This window comes from Microbacterium sp. (assembly GCF_031180975.1).
Classification (GTDB): Bacteria; Actinomycetota; Actinomycetes; order Actinomycetales; family Microbacteriaceae; genus Microbacterium.
The window spans coordinates 158,967-185,041 of sequence record NZ_JAPSLI010000001.1; the positions used below are offsets into that span (position 1 = coordinate 158,967).

Genomic DNA, 26,075 nt, shown 5'->3' on the forward strand with positions numbered 1-26,075 from the left:
CACGACATGAGAGGAGGCCGGGGGGTCGTCCCCCGGCCTCCTCCGTTCTGATCAGCGTGCCGCGGTGCTGTGCGCGCGGACGTCGACGCTGTGCGTGTCGAGCGGTACGCCCCGCGTCTCCTTCACGACCGAGACCGCCACGAGCGAGATGATCGTGATCACCAGCACGTAGACACCGATCGACCACGACACCCCGGTGTTCTGCAGGAGCAGCTGGGCGATCAGCGGCGCGAACGCACCACCGAGGATCGCGCCGAGCGCGTAGCCGATCGAGACGCCGGAGTAGCGCACGTCGGCCGGGAACATCTCCGCGTACAGCGCGGACTGCGGCCCGTACGACAGCCCGAGTCCGATGGTCAGCACGAACAGCGCGATGAAGAACAGCGCCACGTTCCCGCTGTCGATCAGGAACCACATCGGGATCGCCCACACCGCGATCAGCGCGTAGCCGATCTGGAAGGTGCGCACCCGGCCGAGCCGGTCGGACAGCCAGCCGCCCGCCATCGTGAAGATCAGCCACCCGAACGACGCGAGCGTCGTCATGAGCAGTGCGGTGGGCTGCGGCATCCCGACCACCGTCGACACGTAGGTCGTGAAGAAGGCGATCAGCAGGTAACCGGCGGCGTTGTTGGCGATGAAGATCAGCGCCGTGAGCAGCACCTCGCGGCCGTGGTGCCGGAACAGGATCGCGAGCGGTGCCGAAGACTCCCGCTTGCGCTCCAGCAGCTCCTTGAAGATGGGCGATTCCTCCACCGCGCGGCGGATGATGTAGCCGACCACGATCAGGACGATCGAGAACAGGAACGGCAGCCGCCAGCCCCACGCCAGGAACGCCTCCTCGGTCATGCTCGACCGCAGCACCCACATCGTGAAGGTGGCCAGGATCATGCCGATCGGCACGCCGATCTGCGGGAACGCGCCGAACAGCCCGCGCCGCCCGACGGGAGCGTGCTCGACCGACATCAGGGCCGCGCCACCCCATTCGCCGCCGGCCGAGAAGCCCTGCAGCACCCGTAGGAAGACGAGCATGACGGTCGCCATGATGCCGATGTCGGCGTAGGTGGGCAGGACGCCGATGAGCGAGGTCGCCAGCCCCATCAGGATCAGGGTCAGCACCAGCATCCGCTTGCGACCGAGCTTGTCGCCGAGGTGACCCGCGATGACCGCCCCCAGCGGACGGAACAGGAACGAGATGCCCAGCGAGGCCCAGGAGGCGATCTGCCCACCCGTCTCGCCCAGCGGAGCGAAGAACAGTCCGCCGAACACGAGTCCGGCAGCCTGCGCGTAGATGAAGAAGTCGTACCACTCGATCGTCGTGCCGACGAGGGTGCCGGCGAGGACCCGGCGCTCTTCGCGCCGGCGTTCGACAGTGTTGGCCATGAGAACTCCATTGTTCGGGTAGGGCTGACTGAACGACCGGTCAGTAAATCAGGAGATTACACCAGCGGAGCCGCCTGCGCACGGGTGCACGCCGAGATGCTTGCGACGGACTCGTCACGATGTCATGATTTACTGACCGATGGGTTGGTAAATGACGCGCCACGATCGCTGACGATCGCCCACCTGCACGTTCCACGCAATGGAGATGGATCATGACGGACGCCTTCCTGGTCGGCGGTGTGCGCACCCCCGTGGGGCGATACGGCGGCGCGCTCGCCGGCGTACGGCCCGACGATCTCGCGGCCCTCGTGGTGCGTGCGGCCGTGGACCGCGGCGGGGCTCCAGACGATGCGATCGAGGAGGTCATCCTCGGCGCGGCCAATCAGGCCGGCGAAGACAACCGCAACGTGGCGCGCATGGCTGTGCTGCTGGCCGGTCTTCCTGACGAGGTCCCTGGCATCACCGTCAACCGGCTGTGCGCCTCCGGCATGTCGGCCATCGCGCTGGCGGCGCAGGCGATCCGCGCCGGTGACGCCGACCTCATCGTGGCGGGCGGCGTGGAGTCCATGACCCGCGCCCCGTGGGTACAGGCCAAACCGGAGCGGCCCTGGGCGAAGCCGGGCGAGGCGTTCGACACCTCCATCGGGTGGCGCTTCACCAACCCGCGGCTGCGCGAACGCGACAAGGCGACGTTCTCGATGCCGGAGACCGCCGAAGAGGTCGCGCGACGCGACGGTGTCACGCGCGAAGAGGCCGACGCGTTCGCGCTGCGCAGCCAGCAGCGCGCCATCGCGGCGACCGACGCCGGCCGCTTCGACGCCGAGATCCTCGCAGTGCCGACCCCGAAGGGCGAGGTCACGGTCGACGAGGGTCCGCGCCGTGACACCAGCCTCGAGGCGCTCGCGGCGCTCCGTCCGGTCGTACCAGGAGGCAGCGTCGTGACGGCCGGCAATTCCAGCTCGCTCAACGACGGCGCCTCCGCCGTGCTGGTCGCCAGCGCCGAGGCGGTGCGCCGTCACGGTCTCACTCCTCGGGCGCGCATCGTCACCTCGACGTCCGCCGCGCTCGCTCCAGAGATCATGGGCCTGGGCCCGGTGCCGGCGACAGAGCGTGCACTGCGCCGCGCCGGGCTGTCGGTCGCCGACCTGGGCGCCGTGGAGCTCAACGAGGCGTTCGCCACCCAGTCTCTCGCCTCGATCCGCCGCCTCGGACTCGATCCCGAGATCGTCAACGCCGACGGCGGTGCGATCGCGCTCGGGCATCCCCTGGGCTCGAGCGGATGCCGGATCGTGGTGACCCTGCTCGGACGCATGGAACGCGAAGGAGCGGGACTCGGTCTGGCCACCATGTGCGTCGGCGTGGGGCAGGGCACCGCGATGATCCTGGAGCGGGTGGCATGACCGGCCCGCTGCTCATCGAGCGCGCCGACGATCGGGTCGTGGCGATGCTGAACCGCCCCGACAAGCGCAACGCCATCGACCAGGACACCATCGACGCGTTGCACGCGCTGTGCGCGGAGCTGGAAGCCGCCCCGCGGACGCTCATCCTCACCGGCGCGGGCGGCGTGTTCGCCTCGGGCGCCGATATCGCCCAGCTGCGCGAGCGCCGCGCCGAGGATGCCCGGCGCGCGATCAACGCGACCGCGTTCATCCGCGTCAGCGAGCTGCCGATGCCCGTGATCGCCGCCCTCGAGGGGTACGCGCTCGGCGGCGGAGCGGAGCTCGCCTATGCCGCCGACATCCGCATCGCCTCCGCCACCCTGAAGATCGGCAACCCCGAGACCGGGCTCGGCATCATCGCGGCCGCGGGCGCCACCTGGCGGCTGCCCGAGATCGTCGGGGGTGCGCGCGCCGCGGAGCTGCTGCTCACCGGCAGGGTGCTCGACGCGGACGAGGCGCTCGCGTGGGGGTTGATCTCGGGCATCCATCCCGCGGACGGCCTGCTCGCCGCCGCGCACGCCATCGCCGACCGGATCGCCGCGAACGATCCGCTCGCCACCCAGTACACCAAGCGGGCGCTGCGCGCGCCGCGCCATGAGCACCCGGTGATCGAGCGGGAGCTGCAGGCCGAGCTGTTCGACAGCGCCGAGAAGATGCGACGCATGACGGAGTTCCTGGAGCGGAGGGCCCGCAGATGAGCGCACCCGAATCGGTCGGTGTCCTCGGCGGCGGGCGGATGGGCGCCGGCATCGCGCACGCCTTCCTGCTGGCCGGCGCGTCGGTGACGATCGTGGAGCGTGACGCGGCGAGCGCCGATGCCGCCGCGCAGCGCGTCGCGGAGAGCATCCGCCGCTCCGCCGAGCGCGATCCGTCCCTCGACGGGCAGGCGACGGCGGGCCGGCTGCGCACCGGCACGGATGCCGCGCTGTTCGCCGGTCACGGGCTCGTCGTCGAGGCCGTGCCAGAGGACCGCGCGCTCAAGGAGGAGGCCCTCGCCCGTGCGGAGGCCGTGCTGGGCGCGGATGCCGTGCTGGCGACCAACACGTCGTCGATCTCGATCGACGACCTGGCCGCGGGCAGGCGGCGCCCCGAGCGCTTCCTGGGACTGCATTTCTTCAACCCGGTTCCGGCGTCGGCGCTGGTGGAGATCGTGCGCGGCGCGGCGACCGACGAGCGAGTGCTCGACGCGGCACGCTGGTGGGTGCGGGCCCTGGGCAAGACGCCGATCGTGGTGCGCGACTCCCCCGGCTTCGCCTCCTCACGGCTGGGGGTGATGCTCGGCCTGGAGGCGATCCGGATGCTGGAGGAGGGCGTCGCGACCGCCGCGGACATCGACACGGCGATGACCCTCGGCTACCGGCATCCGGTCGGCCCACTGAAGACCACCGACATCGTCGGCCTCGACGTGCGGCTCGGCATCGCCGAGGAGCTCGCCCGGGAGCTGGGCGACCGCTTCGAACCGCCCGCGCTGCTGCGCCGCATGGTCGCCGAGGGGCGGCTGGGCCGCAAGACGGGCCAGGGTTTCTACGAATGGGATGAGGAGAACCGATGACCGAGTACCTCCCGAGCTACGTGCAGAGCCAGTGGTGGGCCCCGGACCCGGCCCACATGCCCCAGAGCGCGTCTGAGAGCCGCGCCACCGAGGTGCGGGACGCCTCCACCGGCGAGGTGATCACCCGCGTCTCCACCGACGGCCTGGATCTCGCCGCCGCGCTGGAGTACGGCCGCACCGTGGGACACGCCAGCCTCGGCGCGCTCACCTTCCATCAGCGCGCGGTGCTGTTGAAGCAGTTCGCGCTGGCGCTCACCGAGCGCAAGGACGAGCTGTACGCCTTGTCCGCACGGGCCGGGGCGACCAGGACCGACTCCTGGGTCGACATCGACGGCGGCATCGGAGTGCTGTTCTCGTACTCGGGCAAGGGTCGCCGGGAACTGCCCAACAGCCGCGTGTACGTCGACGGCGCGGTGGAACCGCTGTCGAAGGACGGTTCGTTCCTCGGCCGCCACGTGTACACCACGCTGCCCGGCATCGCCGTGCAGATCAACGCGTTCAACTTCCCGGTCTGGGGTTCGCTCGAGAAGCTCGCCCCCGCCTTCCTCGCCGGGATGCCGACCCTGGTGAAGCCCGCCACTCCCACCGGGTACGTGACCGAGGCGATGGTGCGCATCCTCGTCGAATCAGGGCTGCTCCCCGACGGGTCGCTGCAGCTGGTCAGCGGCAGCGTGCCGACGCTGTTCGAGCACCTGCGTCTGGGCGACCTGGTCGCGTTCACGGGCAGCGCCTCCACCGCCGAGAATCTGCGCAGCCACCCGGCGGTGCAGACCGGCGGAGTGCGGTTCACCGCCGAGACCGACTCGATCAACGCATCCGTCCTCGGCACGGATGCCGTCGCCGGCACGCCCGAGTTCGACGCGTACGTCCGCCAGCTCGTGGTGGAGATGACCAGCAAGGCCGGGCAGAAGTGCACAGCGATCCGGCGTGCGATCGTCCCGGCGGCGTCCGCCGACGACGTGGTCGAGGCCGTGCGGGCACGGCTCGCGGAGAAGACCCTGGTCGGCGATCCGCGCGCCGAGGGCGTCACGATGGGCCCGCTGGCCTCGACTGCGCAACGCGACGAGGTGCTGCGTCAGGTGCAGCGCCTGACCGCGGGCGGGGGCCGGATCGTGCTCGGCTCGACGGACGCACCCGAAGTGCGGCGGGCGGACGGCACGACCGGCCCGGCGGACGACGGCGCGTTCGTCGCCCCGATCCTGCTGCGCTTCGACGACGCGGATGCCGACGCCGTGCACACCGTGGAAGCGTTCGGCCCGGTGTCGTCGCTGATCACCTACGACACGATCGACCAGGCCGCCGACATCGTCGCGCGCGGCGGCGGTTCGCTGGTCACCAGCGTCGCGACGCACGACCCCGTGCAGGCCGTGGAGCTCGCCACGCGCATCGCGCCGTTCAACGGCCGGGTGCTGCTGCTCGACCGCGACGACGCCCGATCCTCGACCGGCCACGGCTCCCCGCTGCCGACCCTCGTGCACGGCGGCCCCGGCCGTGCGGGCGGCGGCGAGGAGCTGGGTGGTATCCGCGCCGTGCTGCATCACATGCAGCGCACGGCCGTGCAGGGGTCGCCGTCGATGCTGACGGCGCTCACCGGGGTCTGGCACGCCGGGTCCGCGGCGAACTCCGGCGGACGGCATCCGTTCCGAAAGTCGCTGTCCGAGCTGCGCATCGGCGACCAGGTGGTCTCGCCCTCCCGCGAGGTCACTCTGGAGGACATCGAGACGTTCGCCCACTTCACCGGCGACACCTTCTACGCCCACATGGACGAGGAGGCGGCAGCGGCGAACCCGTTCTTCCCCGGCCGGGTCGCGCACGGCTACCTGCTGGTGTCGTGGGCCGCCGGACTGTTCGTCGATCCAGAACCCGGGCCGGTGCTGGCCAACTACGGGCTCGAGAACCTGCGCTTCATCACGCCGGTCTCCCCCGGCGACAGCATCCGCGTCGAGCTGACCGCCAAGCAGATCACGCCGCGCGAGACCGACGAGTACGGCGAGGTGCGCTGGGACGCGGTCATCCGCAACCAGAAGGACGAGATCGTCGCGACCTACGACGTACTCACCCTGGTGAGCAAGGAGCCGGCCGCCGCCACAGAGGCGGTGCCGGCATGAGGGCGATGATGCAGCGGGATGCCGCCTCTGCCGCGCTCGGCATGGTCGTCGAGCAGGACGAGCCGGGTCGCGCGGTGGTGTCGATGCGGGTCCGAGAGGACATGCTGAACGGTTTCGCGATCACCCACGGCGGACTCGTGTTCACACTGGCCGACACGGCGTTCGCGATCGCCTGCAACGAGGACGAGCGGATCACGGTCGCCGCCGGCGCCGACATCACATTCCTGAAATCCACGCGGGCAGGGCAGACCCTGACCGCGACGGCCGTCCGCCGCACCGTCACCGGTCGGACGGGCCTGTACGACGTGACGGTCGCGGACGAGACCGGCGACGTGGTCGCCGAGTTCCGCGGCCGCTCGATCACCACCAACCGCCCGGTGGAGTGACACCCCCACCCTCACCCGAAGGGAACGCACCGATGTCGACGATGACCGGCCCTGCACTCTCCGCCCTCGACCCTGCCGAGCGGCTGTCCCGCTCCGAGCTCGAGGCGCTGCAGCTGGAACGGCTGCAGTGGACCGTGCGGCACGCGTACCGCAACGTGCCGCACTACACCCGCGCGCTCGACGAGGCGGGGGTGTCGCCCGACGACATCCGCTCCCTCGCCGACGTCCGCCGTCTGCCGTTCACCACCAAGGAGGACCTGCGGCGCAACTACCCGTTCGGCATGTTCGCGGTGCCGATGGCCGACGTGCGCCGCGTGCACGCCTCCTCCGGCACAACGGGCCGCCCCACCGTGGTCGGGTACACCGAGACGGACCTGTCGAACTGGGCGGACCTCATCGCCCGGTCGCTGCGCGCCTCCGGCATCCGACCGGGGATGAAGGTGCACAACGCCTACGGGTACGGCCTGTTCACCGGCGGTCTCGGAGCGCACGCCGGCGTGGAGCGGCTGGGAGCCACCGTGATCCCGGTGTCGGGCGGCCAGACAGCACGGCAGGTGCAGCTCATCCAGGACTTCGAACCCGACGCGATCCTGTGCACCCCGAGCTACCTGCTCACCATCGCCGACGCCATGGAGGCGGCGGGCATCGACCCGACCTCGACCTCGCTCAAGGTGGCGGTGCTCGGCGCCGAGCCGTGGACCAACGAGATGCGCACCGAGCTGGAGGGCCGCCTCGACATCGACGCCGTCGACATCTACGGTCTGAGCGAGGTGATGGGCCCTGGTGTGGGCAACGAATGCGTGGAGACGAAGGACGGCCCGCACATCTGGGAGGACCACTTCCTCCCCGAGATCGTCGACGAGGACGGCCGGCCGGTGCCGGACGGGGAGATGGGTGAGCTGGTGTTCACCTCGCTGACCAAGCAGGCGTTCCCGGTGCTGCGCTACCGCACCCGCGATCTCACCCGGCTGCTGCCGGGCACCGCCCGCCCCGCGATGCGGCGCATCGAGAAGATCACCGGGCGCAACGACGACATGATCATCCTGCGCGGGGTGAACATCTTCCCCACGCAGATCGAGGAGATCGTGCTCGGGATCGAACAGCTCACGCCGCATTTCGTGATCGAGCTCACCCGCGAGGGCCGGCTGGATGCCATGACGGTGCGCATCGAGCGGCACCCGGCGCTGGAGCGCGACGTGTGCGAGGCGGCCGCCGCGGTGCTCGCTCAGCGCATCAAGACGCACATCGGGTCGAGCGTCGCGGTACAGGTGGAGGAGCCGGGGGTCCTGCCCCGCAGCGAGGGCAAGTACAAGCGGGTGTACGACCTGCGGAAGTAGGTCCGCGCGACGGGCGTCAGCCCAATGCGTCGGATGCCACCGCACGCGCCTCCTCCGCCGTACCGGCGGCGACGGCGGCGTCCGCCGCGCGCACGCAGTCGTCGACGGACAGCGCGCCCAGCGCCAGGGACACCCTGCCCAGGGCACGCGGGGTCATGGACAGGCTGGTCACGCCGAGCCCGACGAGCACCGGCGCCAGCCGAGGATCCCCCGCGGCCTCGCCGCACACCCCGACCGGTGCGCCGACGGCCTGCCCGGCGGAGCCGACGGCGGCGATGAGGCGCAGCACCGCCGGCTGCCATGGGTCGTTCAGTTCGCCCAGTGCCGGGTGCATCCGATCGGCCGCCATCGTGTACTGGGCGAGGTCGTTCGTGCCGATGCTCGCGAAGTCGACGACCTGGAACAGCTCCTCCGCCATCAGTGCGGCCGCCGGCGTCTCGATCATGACGCCCACCCGCGGCAGCCCGGCCGCGCGAGCCGCCTCGGCGAAGCGCGAGGCCTCGTCGACGGTGGCGATCATCGGCGCCATCACCTCGACCTGCGCGCCCTCGGACTCGGCCGCAGCGGCGAGGGCGCGCAGCTGGTCGTGCAGCAGCGCCGGCTGACGGAGCCCGACCCGCACACCCCGCACGCCCAGGGCGGGGTTCTCCTCGTGCCCGGCAGCGACGAACGGCAGCGGCTTGTCCGCACCCGCATCCAGCGTGCGGACCACGACCCTGCGCCCGGCGAAAGCCGCGAGCACGGGGCGGTAGGCCGCGATCTGCTCGCCGACGTCGGGCGCCGCAGCGCGCCCGAGGAAGCAGAACTCGGTCCGAAACAGCCCGACGCCCTCCGCTCCGGCATCCGCGGCGACCGCGGCGTCCTCCGCCCCGCCCACGTTGGCGAGCAGCGGCACCGGAGTGCCGTCGACGAGACGCCCCGGCGGCCGGAACGGCGGCGGCTCGGCGGCCGCTCGCGCTTCGGCGATCGCGTCCGCGGACGGCTCGACGCCGACCTCCCCGCTCTCACCGTCGACCAGAATCGTCGCGCCGTCGGGGATGCCGAGCGCACCGGGCACCGCCACCACCGCGGGCAGCCCGAGAGCCCTCGCGATGATCGCGGCGTGAGACGTCGGTCCGCCCTGCTCGGTCACCAGCGCCGCGCACCGACTGTGCGCGAGCGCCGCGGTGTCGGCCGGTGACAGATCGGCGGCGACGAGCACGAACGCGTCGTCGCGCTGCGGGATGCCGCCCGCCGCGACGCCGAGCAGCTCGGCCACGATGCGGTCGCGCACGTCGCGGATGTCCGCCGCACGCTCGCCGGTGCGGCCGCCGATCGTCTCGAGCGCCGCCGCCTGCTCGGATGCCACCTCCCAGACCGCCCGTGCGGCGGTCACGCCTTGCGACCGGACGCGCTCCGCCGCCTCCGACATCAGGTCGGGGTCGGATGCCAGCATCCGCGTGGCGTCGAGGATGGCGCGCGTCTCGCCGTGGGCGGCCTCGGCGCGATCGGCGAGACGCTTGGCGACGGCCGAGGACGCCGGCGCGATCCGTGCGGCCTCGGATTCGCGGTCCGCGGCGGGCACCGTCCCGCCTGCGGGAGGCTCCCCGACGGGCGTGGCGAGACGCACCACCGGGCCGACCGCCACGCCAGGGCTGACCCCGCGACCGCGGAGCACGGCGCCGGCGGGCACCCGAGGGTCCGCGCGCGCGTACGCGCCGGCGTCTCCGGCATCCGCGCCATCGATCGACGCAGCGGGTGCCGTGTCCTGCCGCGCGTCCGGTGCCTCCGGCGTGGCGACCAGTTGCTCACCGAAGCCCTCCTCGAACAGCGCGGCGATGCGCGCGACGGCCGCCTCCGCATCGTCGCCCGCGGCGCGCAGCTGCACCTCGTCGCCGCCGCGGACGCCGAGCGTGAGCAGACGCGACAAGCTTCCCGCCGAGGCCTCCGGGCCGGCGGGGAGGCGCCGGAGGCGGACCCGCGCACCGCGGGCGGCATCCGCGATCAGGGCCGCCGGCCGGGCGTGGATGCCGAGCGCGTTACGCACCCGGACCGTCCGCACAACTTCCGGCGCGGCGTCGGCGGGTGGCTCCGTCGCCGTCTCCGGGATGCCTGGCATTGCGGCGGTGTCCCCGCCGAGCTGGGCGGCCTTGGCTTCGAGGGCCGAGGCCGCCTCGCCGGCGACCGTATCGAGGTCGGCGCCGCCGGATGCCGACACCATCGCCGCCAGCAGGCCCTCCACGAACGGCGCGGGCACCAGCCGCACCGGAACGTCGCTCGTCCGCAGCTCGAGAGCGAGCTCCGCGCTCATCACGGCCGAGCCGAGATCCATGAGCACCAGCACGCCGTCGCACTCGGCCGCGAGGTCGTCGATGGCGCCGGCGACCAGCAGCGCATCCGTGCCCAGGACCGCCGCACCGTCGGCATCCATCCCGGCGCCCGCGGCGAGCCGCAACGGCACGGCGTCGCCGGGCACCATCTGCAAGGCGAGCTCGCTCGCCGCCTCCGCGAGCCGGGAGCTGTGGGAGACGGCGACGACCCCGATCATCATCCGGCGATGGCGTCGGCGAGGGCGCGGAACAACAGGGCGGTGGAGGCCGCGCCAGGGTCGAGATGGCCGGCGCTGCGCTCACCGAGGTAGCTGGCACGTCCCTTCCGCGCGACCAGCGGTGCGGTGGCATCCCGGCCGGATTCCGCGGCGTCCGCCGCGCTCAGCGCCGCCTCGGCGAGATCGCCGCCGTCCCCGAGCGCGGCGTCGAAGGCGTCGACAGCCGGCGCCATGGCGTCGAACAGCGTCTTGTCGCCGGCTTCCGCCTTGCCGCGCGCGACGATGCCGTCCAGGCCTGCCCGCAGCGCGGAGGCGAGACCGGCGCCGTCCAGTTCCGCGGCCGCGCCCGCCGTCATCCCCATCCGCAGGAAGAACGTGCCGTACAGCGGTCCGCTCGCGCCGCCGACCGAGCTCACCAGCGTCATCCCGACACTCTTCAGTAGCTCGTCGCAGGTCGAGGCTGATCCGGCATCGATCTTGGCGACGGCGGCCGTCATCCCCCTGGCCATGTTCGCACCGTGGTCGGCGTCGCCGATCGCGGAGTCCAGCTCGGTGAGCCACTCGCGCTTGTCGGTGACCGCGTCCCGGAACCGGTGCACCCAGTCGGTGAGCACCGCCGTGTCGATGGTGTCTGGCATCTCGTCCTCCGCCCCGGTCACATGCCCCAGCGGAGTCCCGGCGTGCGTACCGGCGCGTCCCAGAGCCGAAGCAGCTCGTCATCGGCCTTCAGCACGGTGAGCGAGCAGCCCGCCATGTCCAGCGAGGTGATGTAATCGCCAACCAGGTTGCGGGCGATCTGCACGCCCGCCTTCTCGAGCAGCGCGGCCACCTCGCCGTACATCAGGTAGAGCTCGATCAGCGGCGATCCTCCCATGCCGTTGAGCATGACGATGGCGGGTCCTCCCGCCGCATCCAGGTCTCCCAGGATCGGTTCCACGAGCATGCGCGCGATCTCCTTCGCCGGCGCGATCGGCTCCCGGTGCCGACCCGGTTCGCCGTGGATGCCGATGCCGATCTCCATCTGGTCCTCTGGCAGATCGAACGTGGGCTTGCCGGCCGCCGGCACCGTGCAGCTGGTCAGCGCCATCCCCATCGAGCGACCCTGACCGTTGATGCGGGTGGCCAGTTCGACGATGGATGCCAGGTCGCGCCCCTCCTCCGCTGCCGCGCCGACGAGCTTCTCCAGCAGCACCGTCAACCCGACGCCGCGTCGCCCGGCCGTGTAGAGCGAGTCCTGCACGGCGACGTCGTCATCCACGATGACCGTGCCCACCTCGATGCCCTCGGCCGCGGCGAGCTCGGCGGCCATCTCGAAGTTCATCACGTCCCCGGTGTAGTTCTTCACGATGTGCAGCACTCCGGCACCCCGGTCGACCGCGTGCGTCGCCGCCTGCACTCGGTCGGGCGTGGGGGACGTGAACACTTCGCCCGCCACCGCGGCGTCCAGCATCCCGTGTCCGACGTAGCCGCCGTGCAGCGGCTCGTGGCCGGACCCGCCACCGGACACGACGGCGACCTTGCCCTGCTCCTTGGGGGTCGCGCGCGTGATCACGTGGTTCTCGAAGTCGACGGACAGCTCCGGGTGCGCGAGGCTCAGCCCGCGCAGCGACTCGATGAGCACGTCCTCCGGGGCGTTGATCAGCTTCTTCATACTCGATCTCCCTTGATCCGGGCCGGCGAGGGATCTCCTCGCGGACGCGAGATGTGCGAACGTCATACGTCCAAGCCGAATCTGCTCGGGCGGGCACCGAAAGTCAATACGCTCCGGGCTCGGCGGCCGCGTTGGCGCGCTGACCGCCTAGCCTGGTGAGGTGATCACACGAGAGCTCGCCAGGGATCTCCGGGATGCCGGGCTCGTGTGGCATCCGGCGGCCGGCGATCGGTTCCAGCTGGATCTGCCCGAGCATGTGGAGCTCGACGTGGAGGCCGACATCTTCACCGTCAGCGACATGACCATCGAGGCGCGGCAGACGCCGACCGGAACGATCCTCGCGTTCAACGGCACCACCGAGTGGGCGCTGGACTCGGTGACGATCGCCGACGCGGTCTGGCTGCCCGACGAGGAGCAGCTGCGCCGCCTGCTGGGCGGAACGTTCCGCGCCCTGCGGCGCGTCGGCGACACGTTCGTGGTCGAGATCGAAGTGCTCGGCGAGGACATGTCGTTCGAGCATCCCGACCCGGACGAGGCCTACGGCAAGGCGCTCCTCGCCCTGCTGCGCCGCGCCCAGTGACCGGCTGACACCCGCATCAGTCCGGGCGGAAAAGGGCGGGGTTGCTTGCGGCGACCGAACGGTGCGAGAATAACCTAACGATCGGTCAGTAAACCGCCGTGGGGAGTCGATGATGACCAGCACCGCAGACCTCGCGATCGCTCAGGGTCCGGACGACCAGGAGCGCTTCGACGAACTCATCGCGCACGAGCAGCGCATCGAGCCGCGTGACTGGATGCCGGAGGCGTACCGCAAGACGCTGATCCGGCAGATCTCCCAGCATGCGCACTCCGAGATCATCGGGATGCAGCCGGAGGGCAACTGGATCACCCGGGCGCCCAGCCTGAAGCGCAAAGCGATCCTGATGGCGAAGGTGCAGGACGAGGCCGGCCACGGGCTCTACCTGTACTCGGCCGCGCAGACCCTGGGCATCACCCGCGAGGAGATGATGCAGCAGCTCATCTCGGGCAAGGCGAAGTACTCCTCGATCTTCAACTACCCCACCCCGACCTGGGCGGACATGGGAGCGATCGGCTGGCTCGTCGACGGCGCCGCCATCTGCAACCAGGTGCCGCTGTGTCGCGCCTCGTACGGTCCGTACGGACGCGCCATGGTGCGCATCTGCAAGGAGGAGTCGTTCCACCAGCGACAGGGCTTCGAGATCCTGCTCACCCTCATGCAGGGCACCGCCGAGCAGCGCGAGATGGCGCAGGATGCCGTCAACCGGTGGTACTGGCCGAGCCTGGCCATGTTCGGTCCGCCCGACGACCAGTCCCCCAACTCCGCGCAGTCGATGGCGTGGAAGATCAAGCGGTTCTCCAACGACGAGCTGCGCCAGCGCTTCGTCGGGATGCTGGTGCCGCAGGCCGAGATCCTCGGCGTCACCCTGCCTGACCCCGAGCTGCGCTGGGACGAGGAGGCCGGCCGCTGGCACATGGGCGAGATCGACTGGGACGAGTTCTACGAGGTCCTGCGTGGCAACGGCCCCTGCAACGCCGAGCGGCTGGAACGCCGCCGCACCGCGCACGAAGAAGGCGCTTGGGTGCGGGAGGCGGCGGCCGAGTACGCCCGGCGTCGGGCCCGTCGAGCGGAGGCGGCGTGATGAACGAGGACGTCTGGCCACTGTGGGAGGTGTTCGTGCGCGCGAACCGGGGCTTGAGCCATGTGCACGTCGGTTCCCTGCACGCCCCGGATGCCGAGATGGCGCTGCGCAACGCGCGTGACCTGTACACCCGCCGCGGCGAGGGCGTCTCGATCTGGGTGGTGCCGACGGATGCCGTCACGACCAGCGACCCGGATGACAAGGACGCGTTCTTCGAGAGCCCGGAGGGCAAGAACTACCGGCACGCGGTGTACTACACCGCGTCCGAGGGGGTGCCGCACCTGTGACCGGGCAGCCCCACGACGTGCACGTCTCGGTCGACGAGCTCCACCTCAGCGCCGAGCTCGCCGGCGAGGGCGGCCGCGCGCCTTCGGCCGACGTCGCCGAGTACGCGCTGTGGCTGGGCGACGACGCCCTGATCCTGTCGCAGCAGCTCGGCGAGTGGATCTCGCGCGCCCCCGAACTGGAGGAGGACGTCGCCCTCGCGAACATCGCTCTCGATCTGCTCGGGCACGCCCGGTCGCTGCTGCGCTACGCCGGCTCGTGGGACGGCCACACCGAGGACGACCTGGCGTACTTCCGCGACGAGCCCGAGTTCCGGAGCAGCTGGCTCGTCGAGCAGCCCAACGGCGACTTCGCGCAGACGATCGCACGCCAGTTCGCGGCATCCGCCTACATGTTCGAGCTGTACTCGGCGCTGCGCTCGTCGACCGACCCCGTCTTCGCAGCCATCGCCGGGAAGGCGCTGAAGGAGGTCGACTACCACCGCGACCACGCCGTGCAGTGGGTGCTGCGCCTCGCGGGCGGCACCGAGGAGTCGCGGAGGCGGATCATCCGCGGTCTCGCCGACATCTGGCCGTACGTCGCCGAACTGTTCCGCGACGAGCCGCTCATCGACCGGCTCGACGGCATCGCCGTGCGCCCGTCCTCGCTGCGTGCGGGGTTCGACGCCGTCGTGGACGCGGTGTTCGCGGAGGCGGAGCTGGAGACACCCGGGGTCGGTGACTCCTCGGCCGGTGGCCGGCGCGGAGCGCACGCCACGCCCTTCGGTCACCTGCTCGCCGAGATGCAGGTGCTCGCGCGACGGCATCCGGGGGCGACATGGTGACCCCGACCCGGTCGTTGAGCGAGGAGCGCAGCGACGAGACGAAACGCACCCGCACCCCCCGGTCGTTGAGCGAGGAGCGCAGCGACGAGACGAAACGCGCCCGCCGGCACGAAGCACGGACCATCGCGGCATCCGTCCTCGACCCCGAGGTGCCGGTGCTGACGATCGATGACCTCGGGGTGCTCCGCGCCGTGGAGGTCGATGAGCGCGACGGCCGCGAGCACGTGCGCGTAGACATCACCCCCACCTACAGCGGATGCCCCGCGATGGACGCCATCCGGTACGACGTGGTGCTCGCGCTCACCGCGGCCGGCTTCGACGACGTCGAGGTGCGGCTGGTCCTCTCCCCGGCCTGGACCACGGACTGGATGAGCGAGGACGGCCGGCGCAAGCTCGCCGAGTACGGCATCGCCCCACCCAACGGACGCGCCGCCGTGCGGCAAGGACCCATCCGCCTCGCACTGAGCGTGCGCTGCCCCCGGTGCGGCTCGCTCGACACCCGCGAGGTCTCCCGCTTCGGTTCCACGTCGTGCAAGGCACTCTACGAGTGCCGGGCATGCCTGGAGCCGTTCGACCACTTCAAGGTGATCTGATGGCGCTGTTCCGGCTCCCCGAGGCTGCCCCGGCTGCGGCGCCGCGGCTGCCCGCCGGAGAGGTGCGGCACCGGGCGCGCTTCCACACGCTCGAGGTGACCGACGTGCGGCGCCTCACCGACGACGCCATCGAGGTGACCTTCACCGTCCCGCCCGACCTCGTCGATGACTACCGGTACCTGCCCGGCCAGTACGTCGCCCTGCGGGTGCACCTGGACGGTGCGGAGGTGCGCCGCTCGTACTCGTTGTGCCGCCCGCCCGCCCCGGCGGCCGAGGGCGAGAGCACCACGCTGAGCGTCGCCGTCAAACGCGACGAGGGCGGTCTGTTCTCGACGTGGGCGCAGACCGAACTGAAGCCCGGTTTCCCCATCGACGTGATGAGCCCGCAGGGCACCTTCACGTCCGGCCTGGCGCAGCTCGACGGCGCGCACGTCGTCGGGATCGCCGCAGGCTCCGGCATCACGCCGCTGATGTCGCTCGCGCACGATCTGCTGACGGCATCCGACACCACCCGCTTCACCCTGCTGTACACCAACCGCTCCACCAGCGACGTGATGTTCCTCGAGGAACTCGCCGAGCTCAAGGACCGCTACCCCACGCGGCTGGTGCTGCACCACGTGCTGTCACGCGAGCAGCGCACCGCACCGTTGCTGTCGGGGCGGATCGATGAGAAGAAGCTGCGCACGATCCTCGACCCCCTGATCCTGCCATCGACCGTCGACGAGTGGTTCCTGTGCGGTCCGTTCGCCCTGGTCGACCTGTGCCGCGAGGTGCTCGCCGATATCGGCGTACCGCACGAGCACATCCGCTTCGAGCTGTTCACCACCGGTGACGCCCCGACAGAGCGCGGGCCGCGCCCGGTGACGGTGCACAAGGGCGAGAAGACGTACCGGATCGAGATCAGCCTCGACGGCGTCTCGTCCACGGTCGAGAGCCCGGTCGACGCGCACGAATCCGTGCTGAACGCGGCGCTGCGGGTACGTCCCGACGCGCCGTTCGCCTGCTCGGGCGGCGTCTGCGGCACCTGTCGTGCCCGCGTATTGGAGGGCAGCGTCACCATGACCGAGAACTATGCACTCGAGCCCGACGAGATCGAACGCGGGTACGTGCTCACCTGCCAGTCCCACCCCACCAGCGACCGTCTCGTGGTGGACTACGACGTCTGATCCGAAGGAGCCTGGGATGATCGACCTCCGCATCGCCGACGACGTCGCCCATGTGACGCTCAACGCCCCCGACAAGCTGAACGCCCTCGATGAGCAGGCCCTGCACGGCCTGGACGCCGCCTACAACGAGGCCGAGTCGGCCGGCGTACGGGCGCTGGTGCTGCGCGGCGAAGGACGCGCGTTCTGCGCCGGGCGGGACATCTCCGACGTCGACCCCCGCGACGACGACGTGATCGGCTACCTGGGTGGGCTCGTCACGCCGCTGCTGAAGCGGATGTCGGTGTTCCGCGCCCCCACGTTCGCCGTCGCGCACGGTGCGTGCCTGGGCGTCGGGCTCGGACTGCTCATCGCGACCGACGTCGTGTACGTCGCGGAGTCCGCGAAGATCGGTTCGCCGTTCGCCGCGCTGGGCGCCACGCTCGACTCCGGCGGGCACGCGCTGTTCCTGGATCGTCTCGGCGCGCACCGCACCCTCGACCTCATCTACACCGGGCGTCTCATGTCGGGAGCCGAGGCCGTGGCATCCGGCCTGTTCTCGCGGGTCCTGGCCGACGACGAGGTGCGGCAGGCCACCGAGGATGCCGCCGCCGCGGCCGCCCGCGGGGCGACGCAGGCGTTCCTCGCCAGCAAGCAGCTGGTCGCGCGCATCCGCGACGAGCGGCTCGCGCTGTGGGATGCCGTCGAGATCGAGAACGCCGCACAGGCGGCGCTCTGCGACACCGACGACTACCGGGAGGGGTTCGCGGCCTTCCAGCAGAAGCGGAAGCCGCAGTTCCGGGGACGCTGACACGTCGGCGCCGGCAGGCGGATGTCGGCAGGCCGATGTCGGCAGGCGGATGTCGGCGTGCGGTGCGAGAATGCCCGCATGATGCTCTCCGAGCTGGTCGCCACGTCCGAACAGGTCGGGGCCACGTCCTCGCGCCTGGCGAAGGTCGAGGCCCTCGCGCGCCTGCTGGAACGCGCGGAGCCCGACGAGATCGCCCCGCTCACCGGCCTGTTGCTCGCGGCGCCCCGACAGGGTCGGCTCGGCGTCGGCTGGCGCGGCATCGCCGCCCTCGCCGTCGAGCAGGCGTCCGACCCCACGCTCACGATCGGTGACGTCGATCGGGCTCTGGATGCGCTGGCGACGGCATCCGGCACCGGCTCCAACGCCGCCCGCTCGGGTCTGCTCCGCGATCTCGCCGCCCGCGCCACCGCCGACGAGTGGGACTTCCTGGCCAGGGCGATCCTCGGCGAGCTGCGGACGGGCGCGCTGTCCGGGGTGCTGGTCGACGCGATCGCCCGCGCCTCGGGCCGAGCCCCGGCAGCGGTGCGGAGGGCCGCCATGCTCTCCGGCGACCTCGGCGAGACGGCCCGGCTCGCGCTCACCGGCACGACGGAGGAGCTGAACGCCGTGGGGCTGGTGGTCGGACGGCCGGTGCTGCCCATGCTCGCCGCCACCGCCGCGACGCCGACCGCCGCCCTGGCGATCACCGGCGAGGCATCAGTGGAGTACAAGCTCGACGGCGCACGCATCCAGGTGCACCGCCACGGCGACGAGGTCGGCGTGTTCACCCGCAGCCTGGCCGACATCACGCACCGCGTGCCCGAGATCGTCGAGATCGTGCGGGGTCTTCCGGCGAACGACCTGATCCTCGACGGTGAGACGCTCTCGCTCGACGAGGATGGGGGGCCGCGCCCGTTCCAGGACACCATGTCGCGGTTCGGTGCGGACGTGTCGCGGCAGCTGCTGTTGCGCCCGTGGTTCTTCGACGTGCTGCATGTCGACGGCCGCGATCTCATCGACGAGCCGCTGTCGGTGCGGCTCGCGGAGCTCGAGCGCATCGCCGGCGAGTGGCGGATGCCGGGCATCGTGACCGCCGACGCGGACGCGGCCGAGCGCTTGTCCCGCGAGGCTCTCGCCGCCGGCCACGAGGGCGTGGTCGTGAAAGCCACGGACTCTCCGTACACCGCCGGACGCCGCGGGAAGTCGTGGGTGAAGGTGAAGCCGGTGCTCACCTACGACCTGGTCGTACTCGGCGCGGAGTGGGGGTCGGGGCGACGCCGCGGCTGGCTTTCCAACCTGCATCTGGGCGCGTACGACCCCTCCGGCGAGTTCGGCGAACCGGGCGGGTTCGTCATGGTCGGCAAGACGTTTAAAGGGCTCACCGACGAACTGCTGCGCTGGCAGACCGAGACCTTCCCCGCGTACGAGACACACCGCACGGGCGGCGCCGTGCTGCTGCGCCCCGAGATCGTCGTCGAGATCGCGATCGACGGCGTGCAGCGCTCACCGCGCTACCCGGGCGGGATCGCGCTGCGGTTCGCGCGCGTCAAGGGGTACCGCCGCGACAAGTCGGCGGCCGACGCCGACACGATCCAGACCCTGCGCGCGCTGCTGCGCGGGTGAGGTCGACCGGTCAGTCGGTCAGGCGCGGGCGGCGGTCAGGCCGAGGGAGCCAGGCCCTGGTCCTCCTCGATGACCGTGCCCTTGTACGACCACGGGAAGTTGATCCACAGATCGGTGTCCTTCCAGGCGTAGTCCGGCTGGATGACGGTGGTGGGCTTGGTGTAGATGGTGACCGAGCGGACGTCGGCGCCCTTGTCCTTCAGCAACTGCACGGCGAGGGCGAGCGTGCGGCCGGAGTCGGCCACGTCGTCGACGAGCAGCACGCGGCGGCCGTCCAGGTACGCCATGTCGAGCTCCGGCGGCAGCACCTCAGGGGCGTCCAGCACCGTGCCGATGCCGGTGTAGAACTCGACGTTGATCGCGCCGCAGTTCTTCGCGCCCAGTCCGTACGCGATGGCGCCGGCCGGCAACAGGCCACCGCGCGCGATGGCGACGACCACCTCCGGCACGAAGCCGCTGTCGATGATCCTGCGCGCCAGATCGCGCGTCGCCTCGCCGAAACCGTCCCAGGTGAGCGTCTCGCGCTCGATCACTGCATCCGTCACCCCTCGATTCTCGCCTACCCACCCGCTTCGCGCGAGCCACGGCCCCAACACGCCCGGGAATGCGGTAAAAACGTATGAGGGATGCCGCCACCCGACTTCCGGTATCCTCCCGAGGTTCCCTTCCATGTGCCGACTCTTCGCCTTCGTCTCACCCGACCGCTCCACCGCCGAGCGCGAACTCGGGGACAGCGGAATGGAGAGCCTCCGGTCTCTCGCGCGTCTGCACGGAGACGGATGGGGATGGGCCGGGGTCGCCTCCCCGGGCGATCACCCCGTGCTGCGCAAGGCCGCCAGTTCCGCGGCATCCGATCCCGCCTTCGCCGACACCATGGGCCGCAGCGTCCGCGCCGCCGTCGCCCACCTGCGCTGGGCGACGTCCGGGTTGCCGGTGCGCCCCGAGAACGCGCACCCGTTCTCGTCGGGGCGTTTCGCCTTCGCGCACAACGGGTCGCTGAAGCCGATCGGGCTGATCCGCGGCATGCTGACCTCGGAGCAGCTCGCCGGCCTCGAAGGCGACACCGACAGCGAGATGTACTTCACGCTCATCCGGGAACGCGTCGCCGCCGGCGTCCCTCTCGCCGAGGCGGCACTCGAGGTCGCTCGCCTGCTCCGCGAGGCGTATCCGCTGGCCAGCCTGAACGCACTGATCCTGGACCGCGATCAGCTGGTCGTCGTGCACGCCTGCGCGCTCAGCATCCTCTCCGACGACGACCTGGGCGCAATCGCCCGCTTCGACCGCCTGCCGGACGAGCACAACGAGGACTACTACGCCCTGCGCTGGAAGCACGCCGCGGACGGCACCGTCCTGGTCGGCTCCACCGGGGTGGCCGGACGGGGATGGCAGGCGATGCCGCCGGAGTCCGTCACGGCGATCGACCTGCGCGACCGCACCTCGGAGACGGTCGCACTGGCCGGGGCGCGCGTGCCCGCCACCGTCGGCTCCCGGTAGAATCGACGGGTCCGGCCGCTGCGGTCCGGTGCCCGAAAAAGGGGCACGAAGCTCTCCGCGATGACGCGCGAGGCGAGACACATACGGAAATGCACCATGTCCGTCCGTCTCGAAAGGCTCCGCCATGCCCAGCGTCTCCGCACACGTCGCGCTTACCCTCGCCCGCCACATCGACCACGTCTTCGGGGTGATGGGAAACGGCAACGCGTACTTCCTCGACGCGCTCGAGAAGCAGACGGATGCTGAATACACCGCCGTCCGTCACGAGCAGGGCGCCGTGGTCGCCGCGGACGCCCATTTCCGGGCGTCCGGACGCATCGCCGCCGCCACCGCCACGTACGGGGCCGGGTTCACCAACACCCTCACGGCCCTGGCCGAAGCCGTCCAGGCGCACGCGCCGCTGGTGCTCGTCGTGGGCGACGAGCCCACCTCCGGCCCCCGCCCCTGGGATGTCGACCAGATCGCCCTCGCCTCCGGCGTCGGCGCGCGCACCTACACCGCCGGGCATGCGGATGCCGCGGCGACCACGGTCATCGCGATCGAGCACGCCCTCACCTATCGGGTGCCCGTCGTGCTCGCGATCCCGTACGACGTGGCGACGCTCGAGGCGGGTCCCGTCCCGGAGGCGCCGGAGCCGCGGCTGCCCGCACCGCTCGCACCGCGAGGCGAGTTCGGCGAGGGGATGCTGGAAGAGATCGCTCGCGCGCTGCACGCCGCGGAGCGCCCCTTCCTGCTCGCCGGTCGCGGCGCGTGGCTGGCCGGCGCGGGCGAGGCGCTCGGAGCGCTCGCCGACACGACCGGCGCGCTGACGGCATCCACCGCCCTCGGCCGCGGGGTGTTCCCCGACGCCCGCTACGACCTGGGCGTGACCGGCGGCTTCGGCGCAGACGGCGCGATGGCGCTGGTCCGCGAGGCGGACGTCGCGGTGGTGTTCGGCGCGTCGCTGAACCAGTTCACGATGCGCTTCGGTGAGCTGTTCTCGCCCGGCACGCGCGTGTTCCAGGTCGACATCGCGCCCGCTGCGACGCACGCGCACGTGGGCGGGTTCGTGCGAGGAGACGCCCGCATCGTCGCCGAGCGGCTGGTCGAGCGGGTGCGGGCGGCCGCCGCGAGCGCGGCTGACGCGGCCTCGCGGATGCCGTGGCGCGAGAGCGTCGACGTCGCGGCGGCCCGCGGGTACGACGCGGGTGACGAGCTCGCGCCCGACGGGCGGCTGGACCCGCGCTCGGCGGCCCGCCGGATCGCGGAGCTGCTCCCCGAGGAGCGCGTGGTGGTCTCCGATGGCGGGCACTTCATCGGCTGGGCGAACATGTACTGGCCGGTCGCGTCGCCGGACCGGATGATGATGGTCGGCACCGCCTTCCAGGCGATCGGGCAGGGCTGGCCGAGCGTGGTCGGCGCCACACGTGCCCGCCCCGAGGCCACCGTGGTGCTGACATCCGGCGACGGCGGCGGGCTGATGGCCATCGCCGACCTGGAATCCGCCGTGCGCGCGGCGCGCGGACGCGGGATGGCGGTGATCTGGAACGACGCCGCCTACGGCGCGGAGGTCAACCTGTACGGCCTGAAGGGGCTCGCCGAGGAGCCGATGCTCATCCCGGAAGTCGACTTCGCCGCCCTCTCGCAGGCCGTCGGCGCCGAGGGGGTGGTGGTGCGCAGCCTCGCCGACCTGGAGCGCCTGCGCACCTGGACCGCGGAGGATCCGGCATCCCGCCGCTTCCTCGTGCTCGACCTGCGTGTGTCGGGTCGCGTGATCGCCCCCTACCAGCAGGAGATCATCCGCGTGAACTCCTGACCCGGCATCCCCTCGCCCTCCCCCTCCCCCGGGTTTCATCACCCCGGGTTTCATCACCCCGGGTTTCATCACCCCGGGTTTCATCACCCCGGGTTTGGGGCGGATTCTCGCGTTTGGGGCGGTGCACACCCGCCCCAAGGTCGAGAATCCGCCCCAAACGGCCGGAAAATGAGGGGGCGGGTCAGGATGCCGGGAGGAGAGCACCCTCGAAGAAGGCCCCGAGGGCTGCGACGTCGCCGAGCGGCAGGATCGCGGCGACATACTGATCCGGGCGCACCACGACGACCGCGCCGTCGCGGGAGATCTGCCGCTCCACGAAGATGTCCTTGTCGCACCAGATGGTCGGGCCAGCCGCGTACACCTTCTCCCAGTCGGTGAGGCCGAGCTGCCCCGTCTCGGGGAGGAACAGCCGCGGCGCCTGCGTCACCTCGATCTCGTCGTGGCCCTGCTGGTAGATCGCCTTGACGTCGAACACGGCATCCGCGTCGGCCCCGGCCGGGGTGAACCGGGCCAGCACCGGCTCGACCCGCTCGGCCCAGGCAGCGAGGCCCGACCCGTCCTGGTCGCCGAAGGCGTACACCCGCCAGCGCCCGTCGGCCTTGGCGTGGTGTCCCAGGTGGACGACGTTGCCGTCGGCCACTCGGGTGACCTCCGCCGACTTGAACCGCTTGCCGAGCGGGAAGCCGACCGCCAGATCCTGCTGCGACGCCCCTGCCACGATCATCGACGGCTCGTACTGCGTCATGAATCCGGATGGGAACTCGGCCGTGGCCAGGTAATACGTCGCGAGCTCCTGCGGATCGGTGATCTCGTGCGGCTTGCGCGCCATCAGCGTCGACCATTCCCGGTCGAAGTCGATCAGCTGCTGTGCCACCGGGCGGCGCTCGGCGGCGTACGTCGCCAGCAGCGACTCCGGTGCTCGCCCGGTGAGCACGTGGCCCAGCTTCCAGCCCAGGTTGAACCCGTCCTGCATGGACACATTCATGCCCTGTCCGGCCTTGGCGCTGTGGGTGTGGCAGGCGTCGCCGGTGAGGAATACCCGCGGCGAGCGCCCCTCCTGACCCCAGGCGTCGTCGAAGCCGTCGGTGACGCGGTGGCCGACCTCGTAGACGCTGTGCCAGGCGACCTGCTTCACGTCGAGCGTATAGGGATGCAGGATCGCGTTCGCCCGGCGGATGATCTCTTCGATGGGGGTCTGCCGCACCCGGTGGTGGTCGTCCTCCGGCACCTCGCCGAGGTCGATGTACATGCGGCTGAGGTAGCCGCCCTCGCGCGGGATGTGCAGGATGTTCCCGGCCTCAGAGGTGATGGCGCATTTGGTGCGCCAGTCGGGGAAGTCCGTGTTCACCAGCACGTCCATCACGCCCCAGGCGTGTGCAGCGCTCGCGCCGACGTGCTTGCGCCCGATCGCCTCCCGCACGCGGCTGCGCGCGCCGTCGCTTCCCGCGACGTACTTCGTCCGGATGGTGCGCTCCTCGCCGGCACGCGAGCCGGTGACGTGACGCACGCGTACCTCCACCGGGTGCTCCCCCGACTCGTGCACGGTCAGCCCGAGGAACTCGACGCCGTAGTCGGGGCGGATGCGCCCGGGGCCGTTGAGCGCCGCTTCGGCGAAGTAGTCCAGCACCCTCGCCTGGTTGACGATCAGGTGCGGGAACTCGCAGATCTTGTACGCGTAGTCCTCAGTGCGAGCGGTGCGCACGATGTTCTGCGGATTCTCGGGGTCGGGGCCCCAGAAGTTCATCCACCCGATGTTGTACGCCTCGGCGATGATCCGCTCGGCGAACCCGAACGCCTGGAAGGTCTCGACGCTGCGCGGCTGGATGCCGTCGGCCTGGCCCAGCACGAGCCGCCCCTCGCGCTTCTCGATGATGCGCGTGGAGACCTCGGGGAACTGCGACATCTGCGCGGCGAGCAGCATGCCGGCGGGCCCCGACCCGACGATGAGGACGTCCATCTCGTCGGGGAGCTCGTCAGGACGATCGGCCCCCAGGCCGGAGGCGGGCAGGATGCGGGGGTCTCCCGACACGTACCCGTGGTGGTGGAACTGCATCGTCTTCGATTCCTTCCTGACGTGCTGGGTGTCGACGCCGTTACGCCTCGGACAGTCCGTGGATCGGGCTGCGCGCCTGCTCGGCCTCGTGATCGGGGCCGAGCGGAATGCCAGAGCGGTCGCGCAGCAGGAGCGTCGCGACCAGGCCGAGGAGCGTCATGCCCGCGAGGTACCAGGTGACGGCATCCGTCGAGCCGGTCGCCGACACGATGGCTGTGGCGATGGTCGGCGCGAACGCGCCGCCCAGGATGGCGCCGATCGCGTACGAGATGGAGACGCCGGAGAAGCGGATGGATGCCGGGAACAGCTCGGCGTACAGCGCCGCCTGCGGCCCGTAGGTGAACCCGAGTCCGACGGTGAGGATCGCGAGCCCGAGAAACAGCAGCCCGATGTCGCCGGTGTTCACGAGCGGGAACAGCGCGAACACGCCGATCAGCTGCAGCACCCAGCCGAGGATGTAGGTGGTGCGCCGGCCGAGGCGGTCGGAGACGAAGCCGGCGGCGAGTGTCGAGAGCAGCCAGGTCACGGCCGAGCCGGTCACCGCCCACAGCACGGCCCCCCGGTCGAGTGCGAGAGGGCCTTCGGGGTTCGTCGCGTAGCCCTGGATGTAACCACCGGTCGTCATGTAGCCCACGGCGTTGTTGCCGGCGAACACGAACGCCGCGATGAGCACGAGCAGGGCGTGCTCGCGGAAGAGCTGCACGATCGGCATCCGCGCCTTCTCCTTGCGCTCGGCGAGTTCGGTGAACACCGGGCTCTCCTCGACACGACGACGCACGTAGTAACCGACCAGGATCAGCACCACGCTGAGCAGGAACGGGATGCGCCAGCCCCAGGCGAGGAACTGGTCGCCAGGCGCGACGATGGTCATCAGCGCCATCACGCCGGACGCCAGCAGGAGACCGAGCGGGACGCCGATCTGCGGCGAGGCGCCGAACGCTCCCCTCCGCCGCCTCGGCGCGTGCTCGACCGCCATCAGCACGGCGCCGCCCCATTCGCCTCCGGCGGAGATCCCCTGCAGGATGCGCAGCAGCACGAGCAGGACGGGTGCGGCGATGCCGATGGCCTCGTACGTGGGCAGCACACCGATCAGCGCGGTCGCGGCTCCCATCAGGATCAGCGTCCACATCAGCACAGTCTTCCGGCCGAGCTTGTCACCGAAGTGGCCGGCCAGGAACGCGCCCAGCGGACGGAAGAGGAAGCTCACCCCGACGGTCGCGAACGCGATCAGGGCGCTGTTCTGGCCGAGCGGCGCGAAGAACAGCTGACCGAACACCAGCCCGACGGCGGTGGCGTAGATGAAGAAGTCGTACCACTCCACGGTGGTTCCGACGATCGTAGCGAAGACGACCCGGCGACGATCGGCCGCGCTCGCGATGGTTCCGGTGGGAGTGAATCCGCCCGATGGCTGTTCGCTCATGGGGTGCTTCTCCTTA

Annotated in this window: 23 protein-coding genes; 16 read left to right on the top strand and 7 right to left on the bottom strand. The window is 71.2% G+C overall.

Going from position 1 to position 26,075, the window contains the following annotated elements:
* Positions 1–51 precede the first annotated feature (51 nt).
* Positions 52–1,380 (bottom strand): MFS transporter, encoded by a 1,329-nt coding sequence (locus tag RIF65_RS00780; protein WP_309064719.1) that lies wholly within the window; start codon positions 1,378–1,380, stop codon positions 52–54.
* Between the two features lie 212 nt (positions 1,381–1,592).
* On the opposite strand from RIF65_RS00780, the gene RIF65_RS00785 reads away from it, so the two are divergent.
* From RIF65_RS00785 to paaK, 6 genes are read left to right on the top strand one after another with little or no spacing between them, the layout of a single operon-like run.
* On the top strand, positions 1,593–2,780 hold the full coding sequence (locus tag RIF65_RS00785; protein WP_309064718.1) for a thiolase family protein: 1,188 nt from the start codon (positions 1,593–1,595) through the stop codon (positions 2,778–2,780).
* The gene (locus tag RIF65_RS00790) at positions 2,777–3,517 is read left to right on the top strand and encodes an enoyl-CoA hydratase/isomerase family protein (protein ID WP_309064717.1); all 741 of its coding nucleotides are present in this window, start codon (positions 2,777–2,779) and stop codon (positions 3,515–3,517) included. The genes RIF65_RS00785 and RIF65_RS00790 overlap by 4 nt, the downstream gene beginning before the upstream one ends.
* Positions 3,514–4,371 (top strand): 3-hydroxyacyl-CoA dehydrogenase family protein, encoded by an 858-nt coding sequence (locus RIF65_RS00795; protein WP_309064716.1) that lies wholly within the window; start codon positions 3,514–3,516, stop codon positions 4,369–4,371. The genes RIF65_RS00790 and RIF65_RS00795 overlap by 4 nt, the downstream gene beginning before the upstream one ends.
* Entirely contained in the window at positions 4,368–6,479 is a 2,112-nt protein-coding gene (paaZ, locus tag RIF65_RS00800; RefSeq protein ID WP_309064715.1) for a phenylacetic acid degradation bifunctional protein PaaZ, read from the top strand. Before RIF65_RS00795 ends, paaZ begins: the two co-directional genes overlap by 4 nt.
* Entirely contained in the window at positions 6,476–6,865 is a 390-nt protein-coding gene (gene paaI / locus RIF65_RS00805) for a hydroxyphenylacetyl-CoA thioesterase PaaI (RefSeq protein ID WP_309064714.1), read from the top strand. The genes paaZ and paaI overlap by 4 nt, the downstream gene beginning before the upstream one ends.
* Before the next feature lie 32 nt (positions 6,866–6,897).
* Positions 6,898–8,202: a phenylacetate--CoA ligase PaaK gene (paaK, locus tag RIF65_RS00810; protein ID WP_309064713.1), complete on the top strand. Its 1,305-nt coding sequence runs from the start codon at positions 6,898–6,900 to the stop codon at positions 8,200–8,202.
* A 16-nt stretch (positions 8,203–8,218) separates the two neighbouring features.
* Here the strand turns inward: paaK and ptsP are convergent, their stop codons facing one another.
* Genes ptsP through dhaK form a run of 3 tightly spaced genes read right to left on the bottom strand, consistent with a single transcriptional unit; the run spans position 8,219 to position 12,380 of the window.
* On the bottom strand, positions 8,219–10,732 hold the full coding sequence (gene ptsP / locus RIF65_RS00815; protein ID WP_309064712.1) for a phosphoenolpyruvate--protein phosphotransferase: 2,514 nt from the start codon (positions 10,730–10,732) through the stop codon (positions 8,219–8,221).
* Positions 10,729–11,367: a dihydroxyacetone kinase subunit DhaL gene (dhaL, locus tag RIF65_RS00820; RefSeq protein WP_309064711.1), complete on the bottom strand. Its 639-nt coding sequence runs from the start codon at positions 11,365–11,367 to the stop codon at positions 10,729–10,731. The genes ptsP and dhaL overlap by 4 nt, the downstream gene beginning before the upstream one ends.
* A gap of 17 nt (positions 11,368–11,384) precedes the next feature.
* Entirely contained in the window at positions 11,385–12,380 is a 996-nt protein-coding gene (gene dhaK / locus RIF65_RS00825; protein ID WP_309064710.1) for a dihydroxyacetone kinase subunit DhaK, read from the bottom strand.
* Between the two features lie 160 nt (positions 12,381–12,540).
* On the opposite strand from dhaK, the gene RIF65_RS00830 reads away from it, so the two are divergent.
* From RIF65_RS00830 to RIF65_RS00865, 8 genes are all read left to right on the top strand, one after another.
* On the top strand, positions 12,541–12,960 hold the full coding sequence (locus tag RIF65_RS00830) for a pilus assembly protein CpaE (RefSeq protein WP_309064709.1): 420 nt from the start codon (positions 12,541–12,543) through the stop codon (positions 12,958–12,960).
* 112 nt (positions 12,961–13,072) lie between these two features.
* Positions 13,073–14,041, top strand: coding sequence for a 1,2-phenylacetyl-CoA epoxidase subunit PaaA (gene paaA / locus RIF65_RS00835; RefSeq protein WP_309064708.1), 969 nt, complete (start codon positions 13,073–13,075; stop codon positions 14,039–14,041).
* A complete protein-coding gene (paaB, locus tag RIF65_RS00840) occupies positions 14,041–14,328 on the top strand; it encodes a 1,2-phenylacetyl-CoA epoxidase subunit PaaB (RefSeq protein WP_309064707.1) in 288 nt (95 codons plus the stop codon). Before paaA ends, paaB begins: the two co-directional genes overlap by 1 nt.
* Positions 14,325–15,149: a 1,2-phenylacetyl-CoA epoxidase subunit PaaC gene (gene paaC / locus RIF65_RS00845; protein WP_309064706.1), complete on the top strand. Its 825-nt coding sequence runs from the start codon at positions 14,325–14,327 to the stop codon at positions 15,147–15,149. The genes paaB and paaC overlap by 4 nt, the downstream gene beginning before the upstream one ends.
* Entirely contained in the window at positions 15,143–15,742 is a 600-nt protein-coding gene (gene paaD / locus RIF65_RS00850) for a 1,2-phenylacetyl-CoA epoxidase subunit PaaD (protein ID WP_309064705.1), read from the top strand. Before paaC ends, paaD begins: the two co-directional genes overlap by 7 nt.
* Positions 15,742–16,908 (top strand): 1,2-phenylacetyl-CoA epoxidase subunit PaaE, encoded by a 1,167-nt coding sequence (gene paaE / locus RIF65_RS00855; protein ID WP_309064704.1) that lies wholly within the window; start codon positions 15,742–15,744, stop codon positions 16,906–16,908. Before paaD ends, paaE begins: the two co-directional genes overlap by 1 nt.
* 16 nt (positions 16,909–16,924) lie before the next feature.
* Complete coding sequence (locus tag RIF65_RS00860; RefSeq protein ID WP_309064703.1) at positions 16,925–17,695, top strand: enoyl-CoA hydratase/isomerase family protein; 771 nt, start codon at positions 16,925–16,927, stop codon at positions 17,693–17,695.
* Positions 17,696–17,773: 78 nt separating this feature from the next.
* Positions 17,774–19,297: an ATP-dependent DNA ligase gene (locus tag RIF65_RS00865; RefSeq protein WP_309064702.1), complete on the top strand. Its 1,524-nt coding sequence runs from the start codon at positions 17,774–17,776 to the stop codon at positions 19,295–19,297.
* A gap of 35 nt (positions 19,298–19,332) precedes the next feature.
* Here RIF65_RS00865 and RIF65_RS00870 read toward each other — a convergent pair whose 3' ends face one another.
* Positions 19,333–19,842, bottom strand: coding sequence for a phosphoribosyltransferase (locus RIF65_RS00870; protein WP_309064701.1), 510 nt, complete (start codon positions 19,840–19,842; stop codon positions 19,333–19,335).
* Positions 19,843–19,966: 124 nt separating this feature from the next.
* Between RIF65_RS00870 and RIF65_RS00875 the strand changes: the two genes are divergently transcribed.
* Both RIF65_RS00875 and RIF65_RS00880 read left to right on the top strand, forming a co-directional pair.
* Entirely contained in the window at positions 19,967–20,791 is an 825-nt protein-coding gene (locus RIF65_RS00875; RefSeq protein ID WP_309064700.1) for a class II glutamine amidotransferase, read from the top strand.
* Between the two features lie 124 nt (positions 20,792–20,915).
* Positions 20,916–22,586 carry a thiamine pyrophosphate-binding protein gene (locus RIF65_RS00880; protein ID WP_309064699.1) on the top strand — a complete coding sequence of 557 codons (1,671 nt, stop codon included), beginning with the start codon at positions 20,916–20,918 and terminating at the stop codon, positions 22,584–22,586.
* A 181-nt stretch (positions 22,587–22,767) separates the two neighbouring features.
* Here RIF65_RS00880 and RIF65_RS00885 read toward each other — a convergent pair whose 3' ends face one another.
* Together RIF65_RS00885 and RIF65_RS00890 are read right to left on the bottom strand one after the other, a co-directional pair.
* Positions 22,768–24,639 carry an FAD-dependent monooxygenase gene (locus RIF65_RS00885; protein WP_309064698.1) on the bottom strand — a complete coding sequence of 624 codons (1,872 nt, stop codon included), beginning with the start codon at positions 24,637–24,639 and terminating at the stop codon, positions 22,768–22,770.
* Positions 24,640–24,679: 40 nt separating this feature from the next.
* Positions 24,680–26,059: an MFS transporter gene (locus RIF65_RS00890; protein ID WP_309064697.1), complete on the bottom strand. Its 1,380-nt coding sequence runs from the start codon at positions 26,057–26,059 to the stop codon at positions 24,680–24,682.
* Positions 26,060–26,075: the final 16 nt, after the last annotated feature.